16 protein-coding genes are annotated in these 16,728 nt (G+C 61.2%); 11 read left to right on the top strand and 5 right to left on the bottom strand.

Features of this window, described 5'->3' with window-relative positions; all coding sequences use genetic code 11:
- Positions 1 to 94: 94 nt before the first annotated feature.
- Together HX823_RS26425 and HX823_RS26420 are read right to left on the bottom strand one after the other, a co-directional pair.
- Positions 95 to 1,570: an inorganic phosphate transporter gene (locus HX823_RS26425; RefSeq protein ID WP_177077460.1), complete on the bottom strand. Its 1,476-nt coding sequence runs from the start codon at positions 1,568 to 1,570 to the stop codon at positions 95 to 97.
- 314 nt (positions 1,571 to 1,884) lie between these two features.
- On the bottom strand, positions 1,885 to 2,085 hold the full coding sequence (locus HX823_RS26420; RefSeq protein ID WP_003189295.1) for a hypothetical protein: 201 nt from the start codon (positions 2,083 to 2,085) through the stop codon (positions 1,885 to 1,887).
- A 531-nt stretch (positions 2,086 to 2,616) separates the two neighbouring features.
- Between HX823_RS26420 and pcaR the strand changes: the two genes are divergently transcribed.
- The 11 genes from pcaR to pcaC all read left to right on the top strand — a co-directional run bounded on the left by pcaR (position 2,617) and on the right by pcaC (position 13,282).
- The gene (pcaR, locus tag HX823_RS26415; RefSeq protein ID WP_028619267.1) at positions 2,617 to 3,459 is read left to right on the top strand and encodes a pca regulon transcriptional regulator PcaR; all 843 of its coding nucleotides are present in this window, start codon (positions 2,617 to 2,619) and stop codon (positions 3,457 to 3,459) included.
- Between the two features lie 145 nt (positions 3,460 to 3,604).
- On the top strand, positions 3,605 to 4,945 hold the full coding sequence (locus tag HX823_RS26410; RefSeq protein ID WP_061435600.1) for an MFS transporter: 1,341 nt from the start codon (positions 3,605 to 3,607) through the stop codon (positions 4,943 to 4,945).
- Between the two features lie 148 nt (positions 4,946 to 5,093).
- Positions 5,094 to 5,951: a CoA transferase subunit A gene (locus HX823_RS26405; RefSeq protein WP_038849774.1), complete on the top strand. Its 858-nt coding sequence runs from the start codon at positions 5,094 to 5,096 to the stop codon at positions 5,949 to 5,951.
- A complete protein-coding gene (locus HX823_RS26400; protein ID WP_028619270.1) occupies positions 5,951 to 6,730 on the top strand; it encodes a CoA-transferase subunit beta in 780 nt (259 codons plus the stop codon). Before HX823_RS26405 ends, HX823_RS26400 begins: the two co-directional genes overlap by 1 nt.
- Positions 6,727 to 7,929 carry a 3-oxoadipyl-CoA thiolase gene (gene pcaF / locus HX823_RS26395; RefSeq protein ID WP_177003547.1) on the top strand — a complete coding sequence of 401 codons (1,203 nt, stop codon included), beginning with the start codon at positions 6,727 to 6,729 and terminating at the stop codon, positions 7,927 to 7,929. The genes HX823_RS26400 and pcaF overlap by 4 nt, the downstream gene beginning before the upstream one ends.
- 17 nt (positions 7,930 to 7,946) lie before the next feature.
- Positions 7,947 to 8,651: a protocatechuate 3,4-dioxygenase subunit beta gene (pcaH, locus tag HX823_RS26390; RefSeq protein ID WP_019817832.1), complete on the top strand. Its 705-nt coding sequence runs from the start codon at positions 7,947 to 7,949 to the stop codon at positions 8,649 to 8,651.
- A 1-nt stretch (position 8,652) separates the two neighbouring features.
- Positions 8,653 to 9,219: a protocatechuate 3,4-dioxygenase subunit alpha gene (gene pcaG / locus HX823_RS26385; RefSeq protein ID WP_177077458.1), complete on the top strand. Its 567-nt coding sequence runs from the start codon at positions 8,653 to 8,655 to the stop codon at positions 9,217 to 9,219.
- 196 nt (positions 9,220 to 9,415) lie between these two features.
- Positions 9,416 to 10,711 (top strand): MFS family transporter, encoded by a 1,296-nt coding sequence (locus HX823_RS26380; RefSeq protein ID WP_016975088.1) that lies wholly within the window; start codon positions 9,416 to 9,418, stop codon positions 10,709 to 10,711.
- A gap of 10 nt (positions 10,712 to 10,721) precedes the next feature.
- A complete protein-coding gene (locus HX823_RS26375; protein WP_177077456.1) occupies positions 10,722 to 12,077 on the top strand; it encodes a 3-carboxy-cis,cis-muconate cycloisomerase in 1,356 nt (451 codons plus the stop codon).
- A 10-nt stretch (positions 12,078 to 12,087) separates the two neighbouring features.
- On the top strand, positions 12,088 to 12,879 hold the full coding sequence (pcaD, locus tag HX823_RS26370; RefSeq protein ID WP_177077454.1) for a 3-oxoadipate enol-lactonase: 792 nt from the start codon (positions 12,088 to 12,090) through the stop codon (positions 12,877 to 12,879).
- Between the two features lie 10 nt (positions 12,880 to 12,889).
- The gene (gene pcaC / locus HX823_RS26365; protein ID WP_028619276.1) at positions 12,890 to 13,282 is read left to right on the top strand and encodes a 4-carboxymuconolactone decarboxylase; all 393 of its coding nucleotides are present in this window, start codon (positions 12,890 to 12,892) and stop codon (positions 13,280 to 13,282) included.
- Positions 13,283 to 13,285: 3 nt separating this feature from the next.
- Here the strand turns inward: pcaC and HX823_RS26360 are convergent, their stop codons facing one another.
- The 3 genes from HX823_RS26360 to HX823_RS26350 form a co-directional block, all read right to left on the bottom strand.
- Positions 13,286 to 14,185, bottom strand: coding sequence for a polysaccharide deacetylase family protein (locus HX823_RS26360; protein ID WP_177077452.1), 900 nt, complete (start codon positions 14,183 to 14,185; stop codon positions 13,286 to 13,288).
- A gap of 117 nt (positions 14,186 to 14,302) precedes the next feature.
- Complete coding sequence (locus HX823_RS26355; protein ID WP_177077450.1) at positions 14,303 to 15,805, bottom strand: M91 family zinc metallopeptidase; 1,503 nt, start codon at positions 15,803 to 15,805, stop codon at positions 14,303 to 14,305.
- A gap of 91 nt (positions 15,806 to 15,896) precedes the next feature.
- Positions 15,897 to 16,728 (bottom strand): OprD family outer membrane porin (locus tag HX823_RS26350; protein ID WP_177077447.1); only part of this gene is annotated, 832 nt, incomplete at its 5' end.

Genomic DNA, 16,728 nt, shown 5'->3' with positions numbered 1-16,728 from the left:
TTGCCTGTTATTTGAGTCGGCTTCTACAGAAATACGAACATAAAAAAAGGTGCGAACCTCGCGGATCGCACCTTTTTTTATTGCGGCGGGGTTATCAACTGCCCAGCGCCTTCGACGCCAACCAGAACAACCCGGCCGACAAACCTACCGTCGCCGGCAGGGTCAGGACCCAGGCCATCAGGATGGTCTTCACGGTGCCGCCTTGCAGGCCGCTTTTGTTCGCGACCATGGTGCCGGCCACGCCGGAAGACAGCACGTGGGTGGTGGACACCGGTAGGGCGAAGATGTTGGCGAAGCCAATCATGGTCGCGGTGGTGATCTGTGCCGACATGCCTTGGGCATAGGTCATGCCCTGCTTGCCGATCTTCTCGCCGATGGTCAGCACCACACGCTTCCAGCCCACCATGGTGCCCAGGCCCAAGGCCAGTGCAACGGCGAGGATCACCCAGAACGGGGCGTACTCGGTGGTGGCGGTCAGGTCTTTGCGCAGCTTGTCGAGGTCGGACTTCTCACGCGCATCCAGGCCCGGCAGCTTGCCGACTTTTTTCGCGGTGTCATCCAGGCAGAGCAAATAGCGACGCACTTCAATACGCTGGTCAGACGTCAGCGAATGATAGTCGGACACGCCTTTCAAGGTGTCGACCAGCGCGTTGATGGTCGGCTCGGTCTGTTGCGGGTTGCACTGGAACTTGCCCGGCAGATCGTTCTTCACGCTTTTGCCCAGGGCCAGGAACTCACCGAGCGTAGCATTGTTGCGCTGGTAGAACTGGCTCAGGTGCACGGTTGCATCGCGGGTACGTTCGATCTGGTAAGTGGTGCTGCCCAGGTCGAGCACGAACTGTGCAGGCACGATACCGATCAATACCAGCATGATCAGGCCGATGCCTTTCTGGCCGTCGTTGGAACCGTGCACGAAACTCACGGCCATGGCGGAAATCACCAGCACCAGGCGGTTCCAGAACGGCGGGTGTTTCTTGTCGTCGAGCTTGCGGCGCTGGTCCGGGGTCTTGTGCATCTTCGACATTGGACGCCACCACTTCAGGCCAATCAGCACCAGGGCTGCGACGAGGAAGCCGGCCATGGGCGAGAACACCAGGGAGGCGCCGATATCGATCGCCTTCTGCCAGTTCACACCGTCAGCCAGGGGAATGTCGTTGATCAGGGCATTGGCCAGGCCGACACCGAGGATCGAGCCGATCAGGGTGTGGGAACTGGAAGCCGGGATACCGAAGTACCAGGTGCCCAGGTTCCAGGTGATCGCCGCTGCCAATAAAGAGAAGACCATTGCCAAACCATGGCCGGTGTTCACATTGATCAGCAACTCCACCGGCAGCAAGTGCACGATGGCGTAGGCGACACCGACACCACCGAGCAACACGCCGAGGAAGTTGAACACCCCGGAGAAGAACACGGCCAGGTGCGGCGGCATGGCTTTGGTATAGATGACTGTGGCCACCGCGTTAGCGGTGTCATGAAAGCCATTGATGAACTCGAAGGCGAGGACAAAGGCCAGGGCGAGCAACAGGCTCACGAGAACCCAAGCATCCAGTCCGCTGAATAAATCGATCATGAAGGTTTTCTGACCCGGTCGTAAGGGGGCGCGATTATGCCAGAAAACCTCAGTAATCGATGCACTAGCTGCTCATCGGTAACAATCTTCACCGAAAAAAACAGCCGGAAAGGCACGCATCCCAGGGTTTTCGGGGCTTTGGCAAGTCTTTGATTTATAAAGCAGAGGGGCCTCTGGGCGGGCTTTTGTCACAAAAACGTCACCCCTGAAACATTTGTATGAAATTTTACCGGGGATGGTGGGATTCAAGGTTGCCGGCTGCTAGCTATGTGCCAGCAGTCGAGGCAAAAACCTTGGGGCTTGGACCGGATCGCTTATGGCTCTTCGGTTTTCAGCTCTTGTTCAATCTTTTGGATTTCCTGGGCAAATGCCTGGTCGAGCAGGCTGGCTCGCTTGCGCCATGGTTTGCGTTCAGGTTCAGGCTGGGCGGCGTAGGTGGTGACTTCCCCGCCGTAAACGTCCTTGTAACGTTGCTCCTGGCGCTCAAGTTCCGCGCGCAGTTCATCTTTCGTCACATCGTTACCTAATTGAGTGGAGTGTTGATACGTTGCGCCGTTATGCCAGATTGCGCCCTCGGCGTGTTCCAAGTTGAAACGCAGAAGCGTTCAAGTTAGTGGTGCATTCGCGGCAATAGTTGAGATCGACAATGCACGGCATGTGCACCATCTGATGAAGCTCGCTCCCGATTATCAAACCAGGTGGACCTTCACACAGAGTGCATTATAGCGGCGCATTTGAATAACACTATCAGCGGAAAGTTAAAAGCCGTCAACTTTGTGTGAGGGTTTTGTTACACGGGTGCGTGGGTAGTTGCAAAAATTCTGGCGTCATAAAATTTAACCAAACTTCACACGTTATTAAGCAGCCCTTAACTTGATGAAGGCGGGCGGGCCTAAAAACGACGCTCGCCCACAAATTGCGATAATCGAATGATTGTCCGATAATCGCACAATGTTCTCAGGCCTGCCTTGTGCATCCTGGCTGACACGGCTTGTAATAGCTGCCGAACCACCCCAGCGGTCGACAATAAGAGAAAGGATCCCGACATGAACGATCAATTGCGCAACTCTTTCGCGTCAGTGGCGCCGCCGATCGTTGCCTCTCCGGCCAAGCGTATCCAGGCGTTTACCGGTGATCCCGACTTCATGACGTCCCTGGCTCGCGGCCTGGCCGTGGTGCAGGCGTTCCAGGAGCGCAAGCGTCACCTCACCATCGCCCAGATCAGTCACCGCACGGAAATCCCCCGCGCCGCCGTGCGCCGTTGCCTGCACACCTTGATCAAGCTCGGCTACGCCACCACCGACGGGCGCACTTATTCGCTGTTGCCCAAAGTGCTGACCCTGGGCCATGCCTATTTGTCGTCCACACCGCTGGCCGTGTCGGCCCAGCCTTACCTGGACCGCATGAGCGAGCAGCTCCACGAAGCCTGCAACATGGCGACCCTCGAAGGCGACGACATTCTCTACATCGCCCGTTCGGCCACCACCCAGCGCCTGATTTCCGTGGACCTGTCGGTGGGTGGGCGCTTGCCGGCCTATTGCACCTCCATGGGGCGCATCCTGCTTGCTGCGCTGGACGACGCCTCGCTGCAGGATTACCTCGACCACGCCGACCTGCAAACCAAGACCAGCCGCACCCTGACCACGCCCGCAGCGCTGTTCGAATGCCTGCAACAAGTGCGTCAGCAAGGCTGGTGCATCGTCGACCAGGAGCTGGAGCAGGGCCTGCGTTCCATCGCGGTGCCGGTGTATGACGCCTCGGGCCAGGTGCTGGCCGCGCTGAACGTCAGTACCCACGCCGGGCGCGTCAGCCGCAGTGAGCTGGAACAGCGCTTCCTGCCGAGCATGCTCAGCGCCAGCCGTGAGTTGAGCGCGCAACTGTTCGCTTAAGCTGTTCGGTCACCGCACAGATCCCGGTTTGCTCAATTGACGGTGTTTCCCCCGACTTATTACTGTGCGGCAGCGCTGTTGAAGCGCCCCAATAATAACGACGGCCGCAGGTCGTCAGCCCGCCATCGGTGTGGAAATAAAAACAATGAATCAGCCTTCTGTCGGTTCCACGTTGGACGTCCAGTCCTTCATCAACGCCCAGCCCCTGTCACGTTATCAGTGGCGCGTGGTGATCCTGTGTTTCCTGATCGTTTTCCTCGACGGCCTCGACACCGCTGCCATGGGCTTTATCGCACCGGCACTGTCCCAGGACTGGGGCATTGATCGCGCCAGCCTCGGCCCGGTGATGAGCGCTGCGTTGATCGGCATGGTGTTTGGTGCCCTCGGTTCCGGCCCGTTGGCCGACCGCTTCGGCCGTAAAGTGGTGCTGGTGGGCGCGGTGCTGGTGTTTGGCGCGTTCAGCTTGGCCTCCGCTTACAGCAGCAACGTCGATCAATTGCTGGTGCTGCGTTTTCTCACTGGGTTGGGCCTGGGCGCCGGCATGCCGAATGCCACGACGCTGCTGTCCGAATACACACCGGAACGCCACAAATCATTGTTGGTGACCAGCATGTTCTGCGGCTTTAACCTGGGCATGGCCGGTGGCGGGTTTATCTCGGCCAAGCTGATCCCGGCGTTCGGCTGGCATGCCTTGCTGCTGATCGGCGGCATCCTGCCATTGATTCTGGTGGTGGTGCTGATGCTGTGGCTGCCGGAGTCGGCGCGCTACCTGGTGGTGCGTAACCGGGGCACCGACAAAGTGCGCAAAACCCTCTCGCCCATCGAACCCAGCATCGTCGCCCAAGCCAGCAGCTTCAGCGTGCCCGAGCAAAAAACCGTCAAGGCGCGCAACGTGTTTGCGGTGATCTTCTCCGGCACCTACAGCGCCGGCACGTTGCTGCTCTGGCTCACCTACTTCATGGGCCTGGTGATCGTCTACCTGCTCACCAGTTGGTTGCCGACCCTGATGCGTGACAGTGGCGCCAGCCTGGAACAGGCCGCGTTCATCGGTGCGTTGTTCCAATTCGGTGGCGTGTTGAGCGCGGTGGGCGTGGGGTGGGCGATGGACCGGTTCAATCCGCACAAGGTCATCGGCATTTTCTACCTGCTGGCCGGGGTGTTTGCCTACGCGGTAGGGCAGAGCCTGGGCAATATCACCCTGCTGGCAACCCTGGTGCTGGTTGCCGGGATGTGCGTCAACGGTGCGCAGTCGGCAATGCCGTCTCTGGCCGCACGTTTCTACCCGACCCAAGGCCGCGCGACCGGCGTGTCGTGGATGCTCGGCATCGGTCGTTTCGGCGCGATCCTCGGCGCCTGGATGGGCGCAACCTTGCTGGGCCTGGGCTGGAACTTCGAGCAAGTGCTCACCGCCCTGGTGATCCCGGCTGCATTGGCCACCGCTGCGGTGGTGATCAAGGGCATGGTCAGCCATGCCGACGCCACCTGAGGCTGATCGATAGCTTGCCAACAATCCGTTCGATAATCGAACACTGAGTCGATTATCGGATTGTTTGGCCCATTTCCCCGGCTTAATCTTCAAGCACTTCGGCGCCACCTCAGCGCCTTTTTCGATCCATACCGGGAGCCCGAACCCCATGGCTGAAATCCTCGCGCTGCGTGACGCGGTGAAGCAATTTGTGAACGACGGTGACACCGTCGCGCTAGAAGGCTTCACCCACCTGATCCCAACGGCAGCAGGTCATGAAATCATTCGTCAGGGCAAAAAAGACCTGACGCTGGTGCGCATGACACCTGACCTGATCTACGACCAGTTGATCGGAGCTGGTTGCGCCCGCAAGCTGATTTTCTCCTGGGGCGGCAACCCCGGCGTGGGCTCCTTGCATCGCCTGCGCGACGCGGTCGAGAAGCAATGGCCGCAACCGCTGGAAATTGAAGAACACAGCCACGCCGACCTGGCCAATGCCTACGTCGCCGGCGCCTCTGGCCTACCGTTCGCGGTGCTGCGTGCCTACGCGGGTTCCGATTTGCCCAAGGTCAACCCGCTGATCAAGACCGTGACTTGCCCCTTTACCGGTGAAGTGCTGGCGGCGGTGCCGTCGGTGCGCCCGGACGTCACCGTGATCCATGCACAAAAGGCTGACCGCAAGGGCAACGTGCTGTTGTGGGGCATCCTCGGTGTGCAGAAAGAGGCGGCCCTGGCGGCCAAGCGTTGCATCGTCACCGTCGAAGAAATCGTCGATGACCTGAATGCGCCGATGAACAGCTGCGTACTGCCGACCTGGGCGCTGACGGCGGTGTGTCATGTGCCGGGTGGCGCGCATCCGTCCTACGCCCATGGCTACAACGAGCGTGATAACCGCTTCTACCAGGCGTGGGACCCGATCGCCCGCGACCGTGGGACCTTCACCGCCTGGATCAATGAATACATCCACGGCACCGCCGATTTCAGCGAATTCCAGGCCAAACTGGCCACCGCGCAGGAGGCCAAGTAATGGCTTACTCGACCAATGAAATGATGACCGTCGCCGCCGCGCGCCGCCTTAAGAACGGCTCGGTATGCTTCGTCGGCATTGGCCTGCCGTCCAAGGCGGCGAACCTGGCGCGCCTGACTTCTTCGCCGGATGTGGTGTTGATCTACGAGTCTGGCCCGATTGGCGCCAAGCCGTCGGTACTGCCGTTGTCTATCGGTGATGGCGAGCTGGCGGAAACCGCCGACACCGTCGTGCCGACCGGTGAGATTTTTCGCTACTGGCTGCAGGGCGGTCGCATCGACGTGGGCTTTCTCGGCGCGGCTCAGGTCGACCGTTTCGGCAACATCAACACCACGGTGGTCGGTGACTACCACCAGCCTAAAGTGCGACTGCCGGGAGCCGGTGGCGCGCCAGAAATCGCCGGTTCGGCCAAGAGCGTGTTGATCATCCTCAAGCAGTCGGCGCGTTCGTTTGTCGACAAGCTCGACTTCATCACCTCGGTCGGCCATGGCGAAGGCGGCGACTCGCGTAAACGCCTGGGTCTGCCAGGTGCCGGCCCTGTCGGGATTATTACCGACCTGTGCATCATGGAACCGGAGGAGGGCACCCATGAATTCGTGGTCACCGCGCTGCACCCTGGGGTGACCCGTGAACAGGTAGTGGCCGCGACCGGTTGGGCGATTCGTTTTGCCGACCAGGTCGACACCACCGCCGAACCGACTGACGTAGAGCTGACCGCCCTGCGTGACCTTGAAGCCCGCACTGCGGCCGCCCATGGCCAAGCGCCTGGAGAAGCCTGATGCGCGATGTATTTATCTGTGATGCCATCCGTACCCCCATTGGCCGTTTCGGCGGTGGCTTGTCCACCGTGCGTGCCGATGACCTGGCAGCGCTGCCGATCAAGGCGTTGATCGAGCGCAACCCTTCGGTGGATTGGACGGCCGTCGATGAAGTGTTCCTCGGCTGCGCCAACCAGGCCGGTGAAGACAACCGCAACGTGGCACGCATGGCGTTGCTGCTGGCGGGCCTGCCGGAAAGCATTCCGGGTGTGACCCTCAACCGCTTGTGCGCCTCGGGCATGGATGCGATCGGCACTGCCTTCCGCGCGATTGCCAGCGGCGAAATGGAGCTGGCGATTGCCGGTGGCGTCGAGTCGATGTCCCGCGCGCCGTTCGTGATGGGCAAGGCCGACGCGGCGTTCTCGCGCAACATGAAGCTGGAAGACACCACCATCGGCTGGCGTTTTATCAACCCGTTGATGAAAGCGCAGTACGGCGTGGATGCGATGCCGCAGACGGCCGACAATGTGGCCGACGACTACAAGGTGTCCCGCGCCGACCAGGATGCTTTTGCCTTGCGCAGCCAGCAACGTACTGCTGCTGCCCAGGCCGCTGGGTATTTTGCTGAAGAAATCGTACCGGTGCGCGTCGCCCATAAAAAAGGCGAAACTCTGGTGGAGCACGATGAGCATCCACGGGATACCACGCTGGAAGCCCTGGCCAAACTCAAGCCCGTGAACGGCCCGGACAAAACGGTGACCGCCGGCAACGCCTCGGGTGTCAACGACGGTGCTGCAGCGCTGATCCTGGCCTCAGCCGAAGCCGTCAAAAAACACGGTCTGACTGCCCGTGCCCGCGTGTTGGGCATGGCCAGCGCCGGTGTCGCGCCGCGTGTGATGGGCATTGGCCCGGTGCCAGCGGTGCGCAAGCTGGTAGAGCGCCTGGGCCTGGCCGTGACCGATTTCGATGTGATTGAACTCAACGAAGCCTTCGCCAGCCAAGGCCTGGCCGTGCTGCGCGAACTGGGCATCGCCGACGACGCGCCGCAGGTCAACCCCAACGGCGGCGCCATCGCCCTCGGCCACCCGCTGGGCATGAGCGGCGCGCGGCTGGTGCTGACGGCCCTGCACCAACTCGAAAAGACCGGCGGCAGCAAAGGCCTGGCGACCATGTGCGTGGGCGTCGGCCAAGGCTTGGCCCTGGCGATTGAACGCATCTAATAAGAGAGGACTGCACCATGAGTGACAAGCCTGGATACCGGCGCCCGCAAGCGGGCACTCAACCTGATTACCTGCACCCGGCCTACCAGTCGACGAACTTGCGTTCGCCGTCCCAGCCGTTGGTGTTCCTGCCCCATTCCTTGTCGGAAATCACCGGCCCGACCATCGGCGCCGAACGCATCAATGAGAAGGACAACGACCTCACGGCCCAGCATGAAGGCGAGCCCCAAGGCGAACGCATCATCATTCATGGCCGTGTACTCGACGAAAACGGTTTGCCTGTGCCGGGCATTCTGGTGGAGATCTGGCAGGCCAACGCCGCCGGTCGCTACAACCACAAGCGCGACCTGCACGATGCGCCACTGGACCCGAATTTCACCGGCACCGGCCGCACCGTCACCGACGCCGATGGCTGGTACCAGTTCCAGACCATCAAGCCCGGTGCCTATCCGTGGGGCAACCACCACAACGCGTGGCGCCCGGCGCATATCCACTTTTCGCTGTTCGGCCCGAGCGTGCTGACGCGCTTGGTCACGCAGATGTACTTTCCCGGCGACCCGCTGCTGGAATACGACCCGATCTACAACTGCGTGCCGGACACCTCGGCCAAGCAACGCTTGATCGCCAGCTTCGATCTGGAAAAAACCATTCCTTCCTATGCCCTCGGCTACCGCTGGGACATCGTCCTGCGCGGCCGCGACGCCACGCCGATGGAGAAATGAGATGACACTCAACGCGACCACGTCCCACACCGTCGGGCCGTATTACCACATCGGCCTGACCTGGCTGAACCGCGAAGACCTGACCGTGAGCGCCACCCTCGGCGAACGTGTGGCGATCAGCGGGCAAGTGGTGGATGGCAATGGCGATGTCGTCAACGACGCCATGCTCGAAGTCTGGCAGGCCAATGCCGCCGGTAAATATGACCACCCGGAAGACGAGCAGGACAAAGCCGTCGACCCGAACTTCGAAGGCTTCGGCCGGGTGCCGGTGGATGCCGAAGGGCGGTTTCGCTTTACCACCATCAAGCCGGGTGCGGTGCCGGGCCTGAAAGGCACAACCCAGGCGCCGCACCTGGTGGTGCTGGTGTTTGCCCGTGGCTTGGTGAAGCATTTGCTGACGCGGATTTATTTCGAGGGCGAGGCGCTGAATGGGGATGACCCGTTGCTGGCGTGTGTGCCGGCAGATCGGCGTGAAACCTTGATTGCCAAGCAGGATGCAGAGGGTGTGCATCAGTGGAATGTGATTTTGCAGGGCACAGACCGGGAAACAGTGTTCTTTGATTATTGAGTTGGCTTGAGATCATTCGCGAGCAAGCCCGCTCCCACATTGGATCGAGTTCCAACTCTGGAATGCAGTCAACGGTGGGAGCGGGCTTGCCCGCGAAGAGGCCCTCACAGGCACGACATACCTAAAAGTCTTGTTGCGGAACGAGCTTGTTGCAAAGTATGTCTAGGCTATAACCGTTCCCACTGAGTGAAAAAACATGACAACAACAACCAGTCACTACACCGGAGAAGAACGCAGCAAACGGATTTTTGCGATCGTCGGGGCATCCTCCGGCAACCTCGTCGAATGGTTCGACTTCTACGTCTACGCCTTCTGCGCCATTTACTTTGCCCCGGCGTTTTTCCCGTCGGACGACCCCACGGTCCAACTGCTCAACACTGCCGGTGTGTTCGCCGCCGGCTTCCTGATGCGACCCATCGGTGGCTGGTTGTTTGGCCGGGTGGCGGACAAGCACGGGCGCAAGAACTCGATGATGATCTCGGTGCTGATGATGTGCGCCGGTTCCCTGGTCATCGCTTTCCTGCCCACCTACAAAGACATCGGCGCCTGGGCTCCGGCGTTGCTGTTGGTGGCGCGGCTGTTTCAGGGCCTGTCGGTGGGGGGCGAATACGGCACCACCGCGACCTACATGAGTGAAGTCGCGCTCAAGGGCCAGCGCGGTTTCTTCGCGTCGTTCCAGTACGTGACCCTGATCGGCGGGCAACTGCTGGCGGTGCTGGTGGTGGTGATCCTGCAACAGATCCTCACCGAGGAAGAATTGCGCGCCTGGGGCTGGCGGATTCCGTTCGTGATCGGCGCTATTGCGGCGGTGATCTCCCTGTTGCTGCGTCGCACCCTCAAGGAAACCACCAGTAAGGAAATGCGCCAGGACAAGGACGCCGGCAGCGTGGCCGCGTTGTTCCGCAACCATAAAGCGGCGTTTATCACCGTGCTCGGCTACACCGCCGGCGGCTCGCTGATCTTCTACACCTTTACCACTTACATGCAGAAATACCTGGTGAACACCGCCGGGATGCACGCCAAGACCGCCAGCTACATCATGACCGGCGCGCTGTTCGTGTACATGTGCATGCAGCCGCTGTTCGGCATGCTCTCGGACAAGATCGGCCGTCGTAATTCGATGCTCTGGTTCGGCGCCCTTGGCACGCTGTGCACCGTGCCGATCCTGCTGACCCTGAAAACCGTGACCAACCCGTTCCTGGCCTTTGTGCTGATCTCCCTGGCTCTTGCCATTGTCAGCTTCTACACCTCGATCAGCGGCTTGGTGAAAGCGGAAATGTTCCCGCCGCACGTGCGTGCCCTGGGTGTCGGCCTGGCCTATGCAGTGGCCAACGCGATCTTCGGTGGTTCGGCGGAATACGTGGCCCTGGGCCTCAAATCCATGGGCATGGAAAACACCTTCTATTGGTACGTCACCGGCATGATGGCGGTGGCCTTCCTGTTCAGCCTGCGCCTGCCGAAACAGGCGGAGTACTTGCACCACGATCTATAAGGGACGCGTTATGACACTGCGCACGAGCAATCAATTGTTCGACGCTTACTTCACGGCGGGCAGCATGGCCGAGGTGTTCTGTGACCAGGGACGCTTGCAGGGCATGCTGGATTTTGAAGCGGGCTTGGCCAGGGCCCAGGCCCAGGTCGGCTTGATTCCCCAGGCCGCCGTCGCACCGATTGCCCAGGCCTGCCTGGCGTCGTTGTACGACGTGGATGCCCTCGGCGTGGCAATTGCCACGGCGGGGAATTCGGCGATTCCGCTGGTGAAGGCACTGGGCAAGTTGATTGCCAGTGAAGATGCCGGGGCTGAGCGCTACGTGCATTTGGGCGCGACCAGCCAGGACGTTATGGACACCGGCCTGGTGCTGCAACTGCGGCGGGCGGTGGAATTGATCGAGTCAGACCTGATGCGTCTGGGCGACATACTTGCCGCCCAGGCCCAGCGCTACGCTGGCGTGCCATTGGCCGGGCGTACCTGGTTGCAGCATGCGACGCCGGTCACCCTGGGAATGAAAATCGCCGGTTGGCTGGGCGCGGTGACGCGCAATCGGCAGCGTCTTGCTGAACTGAAACCGCGTTTGCTGGTGCTGCAATTCGGTGGCGCTTCGGGAACCCTCGCAGCGCTGGGCGAACAGGCCATGCCGGTGGCCGAAGCGCTGGCGGCTGAGTTGCAATTGACCTTGCCCGAACAACCCTGGCACACCCAGCGGGATCGTTTGGTGGAGTTCGCCAGCGCCCTCGGTTTGATCGCTGGCAGTCTGGGGAAGCTGGGCCGTGATATCAGCTTGTTGATGCAGACCGAAGCCGCCGAGGTGTTTGAGCCATCCGCGCCGGGCAAGGGCGGTTCTTCCACTATGCCGCATAAACGTAACCCGGTCGGCGCGGCGGTGCTGATCAGCGCCGCCACCCGTGTACCGGGCCTGGTCTCGACGATGTTCAGCGCCATGCCCCAGGAGCACGAACGCAGCCTGGGCCTGTGGCACGCCGAATGGGAAACCCTGCCGGAGATCTGCCGTTTGGTCTCCGGTGCGTTGCAACAGGCGTTGTTGGTGAGCGAAGGCTTGGAAGTCGACCCGCAGCGCATGGCGCAAAACCTCGACCTGACCCAAGGCCTGGTATTGGCCGAAGCCGTCAGCATCGTGCTGGCCCAGCGCCTGGGCCGTGAAACCGCGCACCATCTGCTGGAGCAGTGCTGCAAGCGTGCCGTCGCAGAGGGGCGTCACCTGCGTGCGGTATTGGCGGACGAACCACAGGTCACCGCCGAACTGTCCGCAACTGAATTGGACCGTTTGCTCGATCCCGCCCACTACCTGGGCCAGGCCCACACCTGGGTCACCCGCGCCGTAGCCGAACACTTTGCTTGAGGAGACCACCGTGGCCTTTGTACAACTCGCCGAGGGCGAACTGCATTATCAATTGGATGGGCCTGAGGATGCACCGGTTCTGGTGCTCTCCAACTCGCTGGGCACCGACCTGCACATGTGGGACATCCAGATCCCGGCCTTCACCCAACATTTTCGCGTGCTGCGTTTCGATACCCGTGGCCATGGCAAATCCCTGGTGACTCCAGGCCCCTACAGCATCGGGCAACTCGGTCAGGATGTGATCGCGCTGCTGGATGCGTTGGATATTCAACGCGCGCATTTCTGCGGGCTGTCCATGGGCGGCCTGATCGGCCAATGGCTGGGCATCAACGCGGGCGAGCGTCTGCAGCGCCTGGTGGTGTGCAACACCGCCGCCAAGATCGGCACACCCGAGGTGTGGAACCCGCGCATCGAGATGGTGCTGCGCGATGGCGCAGCGGCGATGGTGGCGTTGCGCGATGCGTCGATTGCACGCTGGTTCACCGCAGACTTTGCGGCGGCCAACCCACACCAGGCCAAGCAGATTACCGACATGCTGGCGGCCACATCGCCCGAAGGTTATGCCGCCAACTGTGCGGCGGTGCGTGATGCCGATTTCCGTGAGCAACTGGCTTCAATCAAAGTGCCAACCCTGGTCATTGCCGGTACCGAAGACGCCGTCACACCGCCGGCGGGTGGCCACTTTATCCAGAACCATGTGCAGGGCGCCGAGTACGCCGAGTTTTATGCGGCGCACCTGTCCAATGTGCAGGCCGGTGCTGCGTTCAGCGACTGCGTCATTGATTTTTTGTTGGCCCGCTGAGGAGCTTTTTGTGGACGAGAAACAACGTTATGCCGAAGGCCTGCAAGTGCGCCGCGAAGTGCTGGGCGATGCCCATGTCGACCGCAGCCTCAATGCCCTGACCGAATTCAACAGCGAGTTCCAGGAAATGATCACCCGCCACGCTTGGGGTGACATCTGGACCCGTCCCGGCCTGCCCCGGCACACCCGCAGCCTGATCACCATTGCCATGCTGATCGGCATGAACCGCAGTGAAGAACTCAAGCTGCACCTGCGCGCCGCGGCGAGCAATGGCGTGACCCGCGCTGAGATCAAGGAAGTGCTGATGCAGAGCGCGATCTACTGCGGGATCCCGGCGGCGAATGCCACGTTTCACCTGGCGGAGTCGGTGTGGGATGAGCTGGGGGTTGAATCGCGGGAATAGGGGTTAGTGGGAGTCGGCGTCCCACACCCAATTCCATACGCCCGGCAAATGCACGGCTTCGTTCACATCCCTGACCGTACGCGCCAGCGCTGCGCGCTTTAGCTGGGCCGTGTCGGTGTAGAAAGGTTCGGCGGCGGTCTTCACGCCGTTGATCCGGGCGCTGTCCAGCAGGATCTGCAGGTACTCCTGCAGATGTCGCGCGGTGTAGCGGTTGATGTCGTGGAAGGTCACCACTACCGGTATCACGCCGTCCACCGTCGGCAATTCACCCAAGGCAATGTGTTCGCGCACCACCGACAGTTGCCGGTACAGGTTGGCTCGGCGGCGCGGGCTGCCGTTGAAGCCCCAGATCTTGCCGTCATTGGCGCTCAGGTCCGTCAGCAACACGTGCATGCCGTGGCGCTGGTAGGCGGTGAAGGTGCGGCGGTCGTAATTCCAGAACGGCGGGCGCACCAGCACCGGTGGCGCACCTGTGATCGCGGCGATGTCGGCGGCGCCTTGGGTGAGGGTGCTTTCCAGTTCGGCATCGCTCAGCCAGCGGTGGTTGGTGTGAAACCCCGTGGCCGTGTGGAAGGCCAGGACGTGACCGGCCGCGTATTCGCGTTCCATGGTCTTGCGACCCCGTGAGCTGCCGCCCGATCGAGCGGCTTCGGTCTGCAGAAAAAACACCGCTTTGATCCCCGGCAGCACCGGGTTCTGCGCCAGGTCGGCCACCACCGAACGGCTCGGGTTGTTGTAGCCCGACGCGCTGGGACCGTCATCGAAGGTCAGCAGGAAGCGGATCGGTGCCTGGGTTTGCAGGCGCTGCTCGGTCTCTGGCGTGAGAGCGATGGGCGAGCCAATGCAGCCGCTGAGGCTCAAGGCCAGGGCAAATACGGCGGATACGATGGCGAAGGATTTCATGGTGGGCGCAGGCTCGAATAAAGGCCGCTGCTGAGTGGATCAGCAGCGGCAGGCGCGCACCATACAGCAAGATCGGCTGTGCGAGGTTACAGGCTGACAAACGAGCGTCGCCAAGGGTCAGCCGACGTATTGAGGGCGCAGCGGCTTGCCCATTTCTTCATTCAAGGCGTTTTCAGTCAGGGGTTTGGGGTTGGGTGGGGTCGCGGGCGTAGTGGGCAGCCCTACGGCCTGACGTTCGCTGTTGGGGACATCGTGTTGCTCGCCCTCAAATGTTTCAGTGGTCGAGCCGGTCAAAGCGGTGCCATTACCTGCGTTATAGGCATGCACCATTTCGTGGTAAAGCGTCGTGATGGAGGCGTAGGTCACGCCAGCGACGGTGTCCACTGCGGAGCGGTTATAGCTGATTTCAGCCCGGTCAGCCTGCGACCCCGGCACACCGTCGACCATGAAGCCCCATTTGGGATCGTCACCGACAATAGGTGCGCGTTCATAGCCGAACAAGGCCTTGAGCTCCTGGCTGCCGTAGACATAGCCGCTGCCGAGGTCGACCAAATCTTCGACGATGGTCACCGGTGCGCCGTTGCGCTGGGCGATGGCGCTCATGGCGGCCAGCATCTGTTGGCCGATGGGAGATCGGCGCAGCAGGGCCAGATCGTCCTCGACCCGTTGGATAAACTCGGGCGAACCCTTGATCACAAACCCTGTTTGAGGTTCCGGCGCGGCCGATACCGCGGTAAACCGCGAACCGTTGAGGTGGCTGATCGCGTCGTCGGGTTTACCGTAGATCAGGTCGCCTGGGCCGTTGGCGATCACTGTGTCGCGGCCATCGCCGGTGTAAAAGGTAGTGCGGTCGTGGCCGATCAAGCGATCGTCCCCGGCACCGCCGTGCAGGACCGTATGCCCGTTTCCTGCATAGAGTCGATCATTGCCGTTGCCGCCATCCAGGTAGCTGGTTTTGTGCTTGGGGCCTGCACCCGCGTAGAGACGGTCATTGCCATTGTTGCCATATATGATGTTGTCGCCGGTGCCGCCCATGATTGTGTCATCACCGTCGTTGCCCTCGGCATAACCCAGGCCACTGCCGAGGCGCAGCACATCATCGCCTTTGCCGCCGAACACACGGGTGTAACCGCCGCCGGCCCGCACGCGGTCATTGCCGTCGCCGGCTTCCACGATGACGGGTTGGGTCACATTGGCGTCGATGTGGATGTTGTCGTCACCGCCATGGGTTTTGAAGTGAAAGGTGAGGGGCTTGCCGTCTTTATCCTCACTGTCAAAACGATACAACCGCCCATTGACCCGAACATCCAACTGTCCTGCGCGTGTCTGGCTGACGTGAATCTGGTCGGCTTTGTCACCGGTTTCGAGGACCAGGGAGTTCTGCAGACTGTAAGTCACGTCCTGTTCCCAGACCGATTGGCAACTGACCTTCAAGTTGCCGTCATCCAGAACCGGGTGTACGTAGGCCTGGATCTGATTATCCGGTGTGAACGGGAGTTGAGGGGCGACGGCGGGTACGTAGCGACTGTTCTCAACCGAGACTACCGGGGCATGCGTGGAGTGGTGCTCGCCTTTCAGGGGCGGGCGGTGCGCGTTTTCAAGGCTTTTGGACACTTCCATTTGAGATCCCTTTCGAAGAGTCAGGCGGTCTGCCTGCCTTTTGGAAGTGTCCGTCTGCGGCAAATCGTTCCAGCGAGGTTGTAATGAGGTCTTACAGCAAACTGATCGGGTAACTGACAATCAACCGGTTCTCATCGAACTCATTGTTGCTGTAGTCGCGGCGCATGCTGGAGTTGCGCAGGCGCACCGTGAGGTTTTTCAGGCTGCCGCTTTGCACGGTGTAGCCCAGTTCGCTTTCGCGACCCCATTCCTTGCCGTCGGTAATCGTACCGGTGTGCACGTTGCTGCCGCTGATGTAGCGGTTCATCAGGGTCAGGCCGGGCACGCCGAGGGCGGCGAAGTTGTAGTCGTGGCGTACCTGCCAGGATTTCTCCTGGGCGTTGTCGTAGCTGGAGTTGTAGCTATCGTTGGCCAAGGTGCCGCCGCTGGTGCCGTTGACGCGCATCCAGGCGCTGTTGCCGGTGAGTTTCTGCAGGCCGACGTAGAAGGTGTTGCCGCCGTACTTGGCGGAGAACAGGCCGGACCAGGTCTTGTTGTCCAGGTCGCCGGCGCGGGCGCTGCCGTCGTCCTTGCCGTAGAAAAAACCGAGGTTGGCGCCCAGGGTCCAGTCGCCGATGGGTTGGCTGTGGATCAAATTGACGAACTGCTGGCTATAGATGTCCTTGAGTTGCGCATTCCACAGGCCGATCTGGGTGCGCTTGTCGTTGAACGCGTACTCGGCGCCCTGGAAGTTGAAGCGATCGGAAGTGAACGCGGTTTTTCCGAACATAGACATGTCCGTCATGCTGCTGTCGTCACGCGGGCTGTTGGCGCGGAACTGGCCGCCGTAGAGGGTCAGGCCGTCGATTTCTTTCGAAGTGATCTGCCCACCGCGCAGGGTTTGCGGGAGGGAGCGGCCGTCGTCCGAGCGCAGGATCGGCAGC

The organism is Pseudomonas sp. P7759, from assembly GCF_013386445.1.
Taxonomy (GTDB): Bacteria; Pseudomonadota; Gammaproteobacteria; order Pseudomonadales; family Pseudomonadaceae; genus Aquipseudomonas; species Aquipseudomonas azotoformans_A.
Note: the sequence above shows the minus strand (reverse complement) of the source record. Positions and strands in the feature narration are given on the sequence as shown.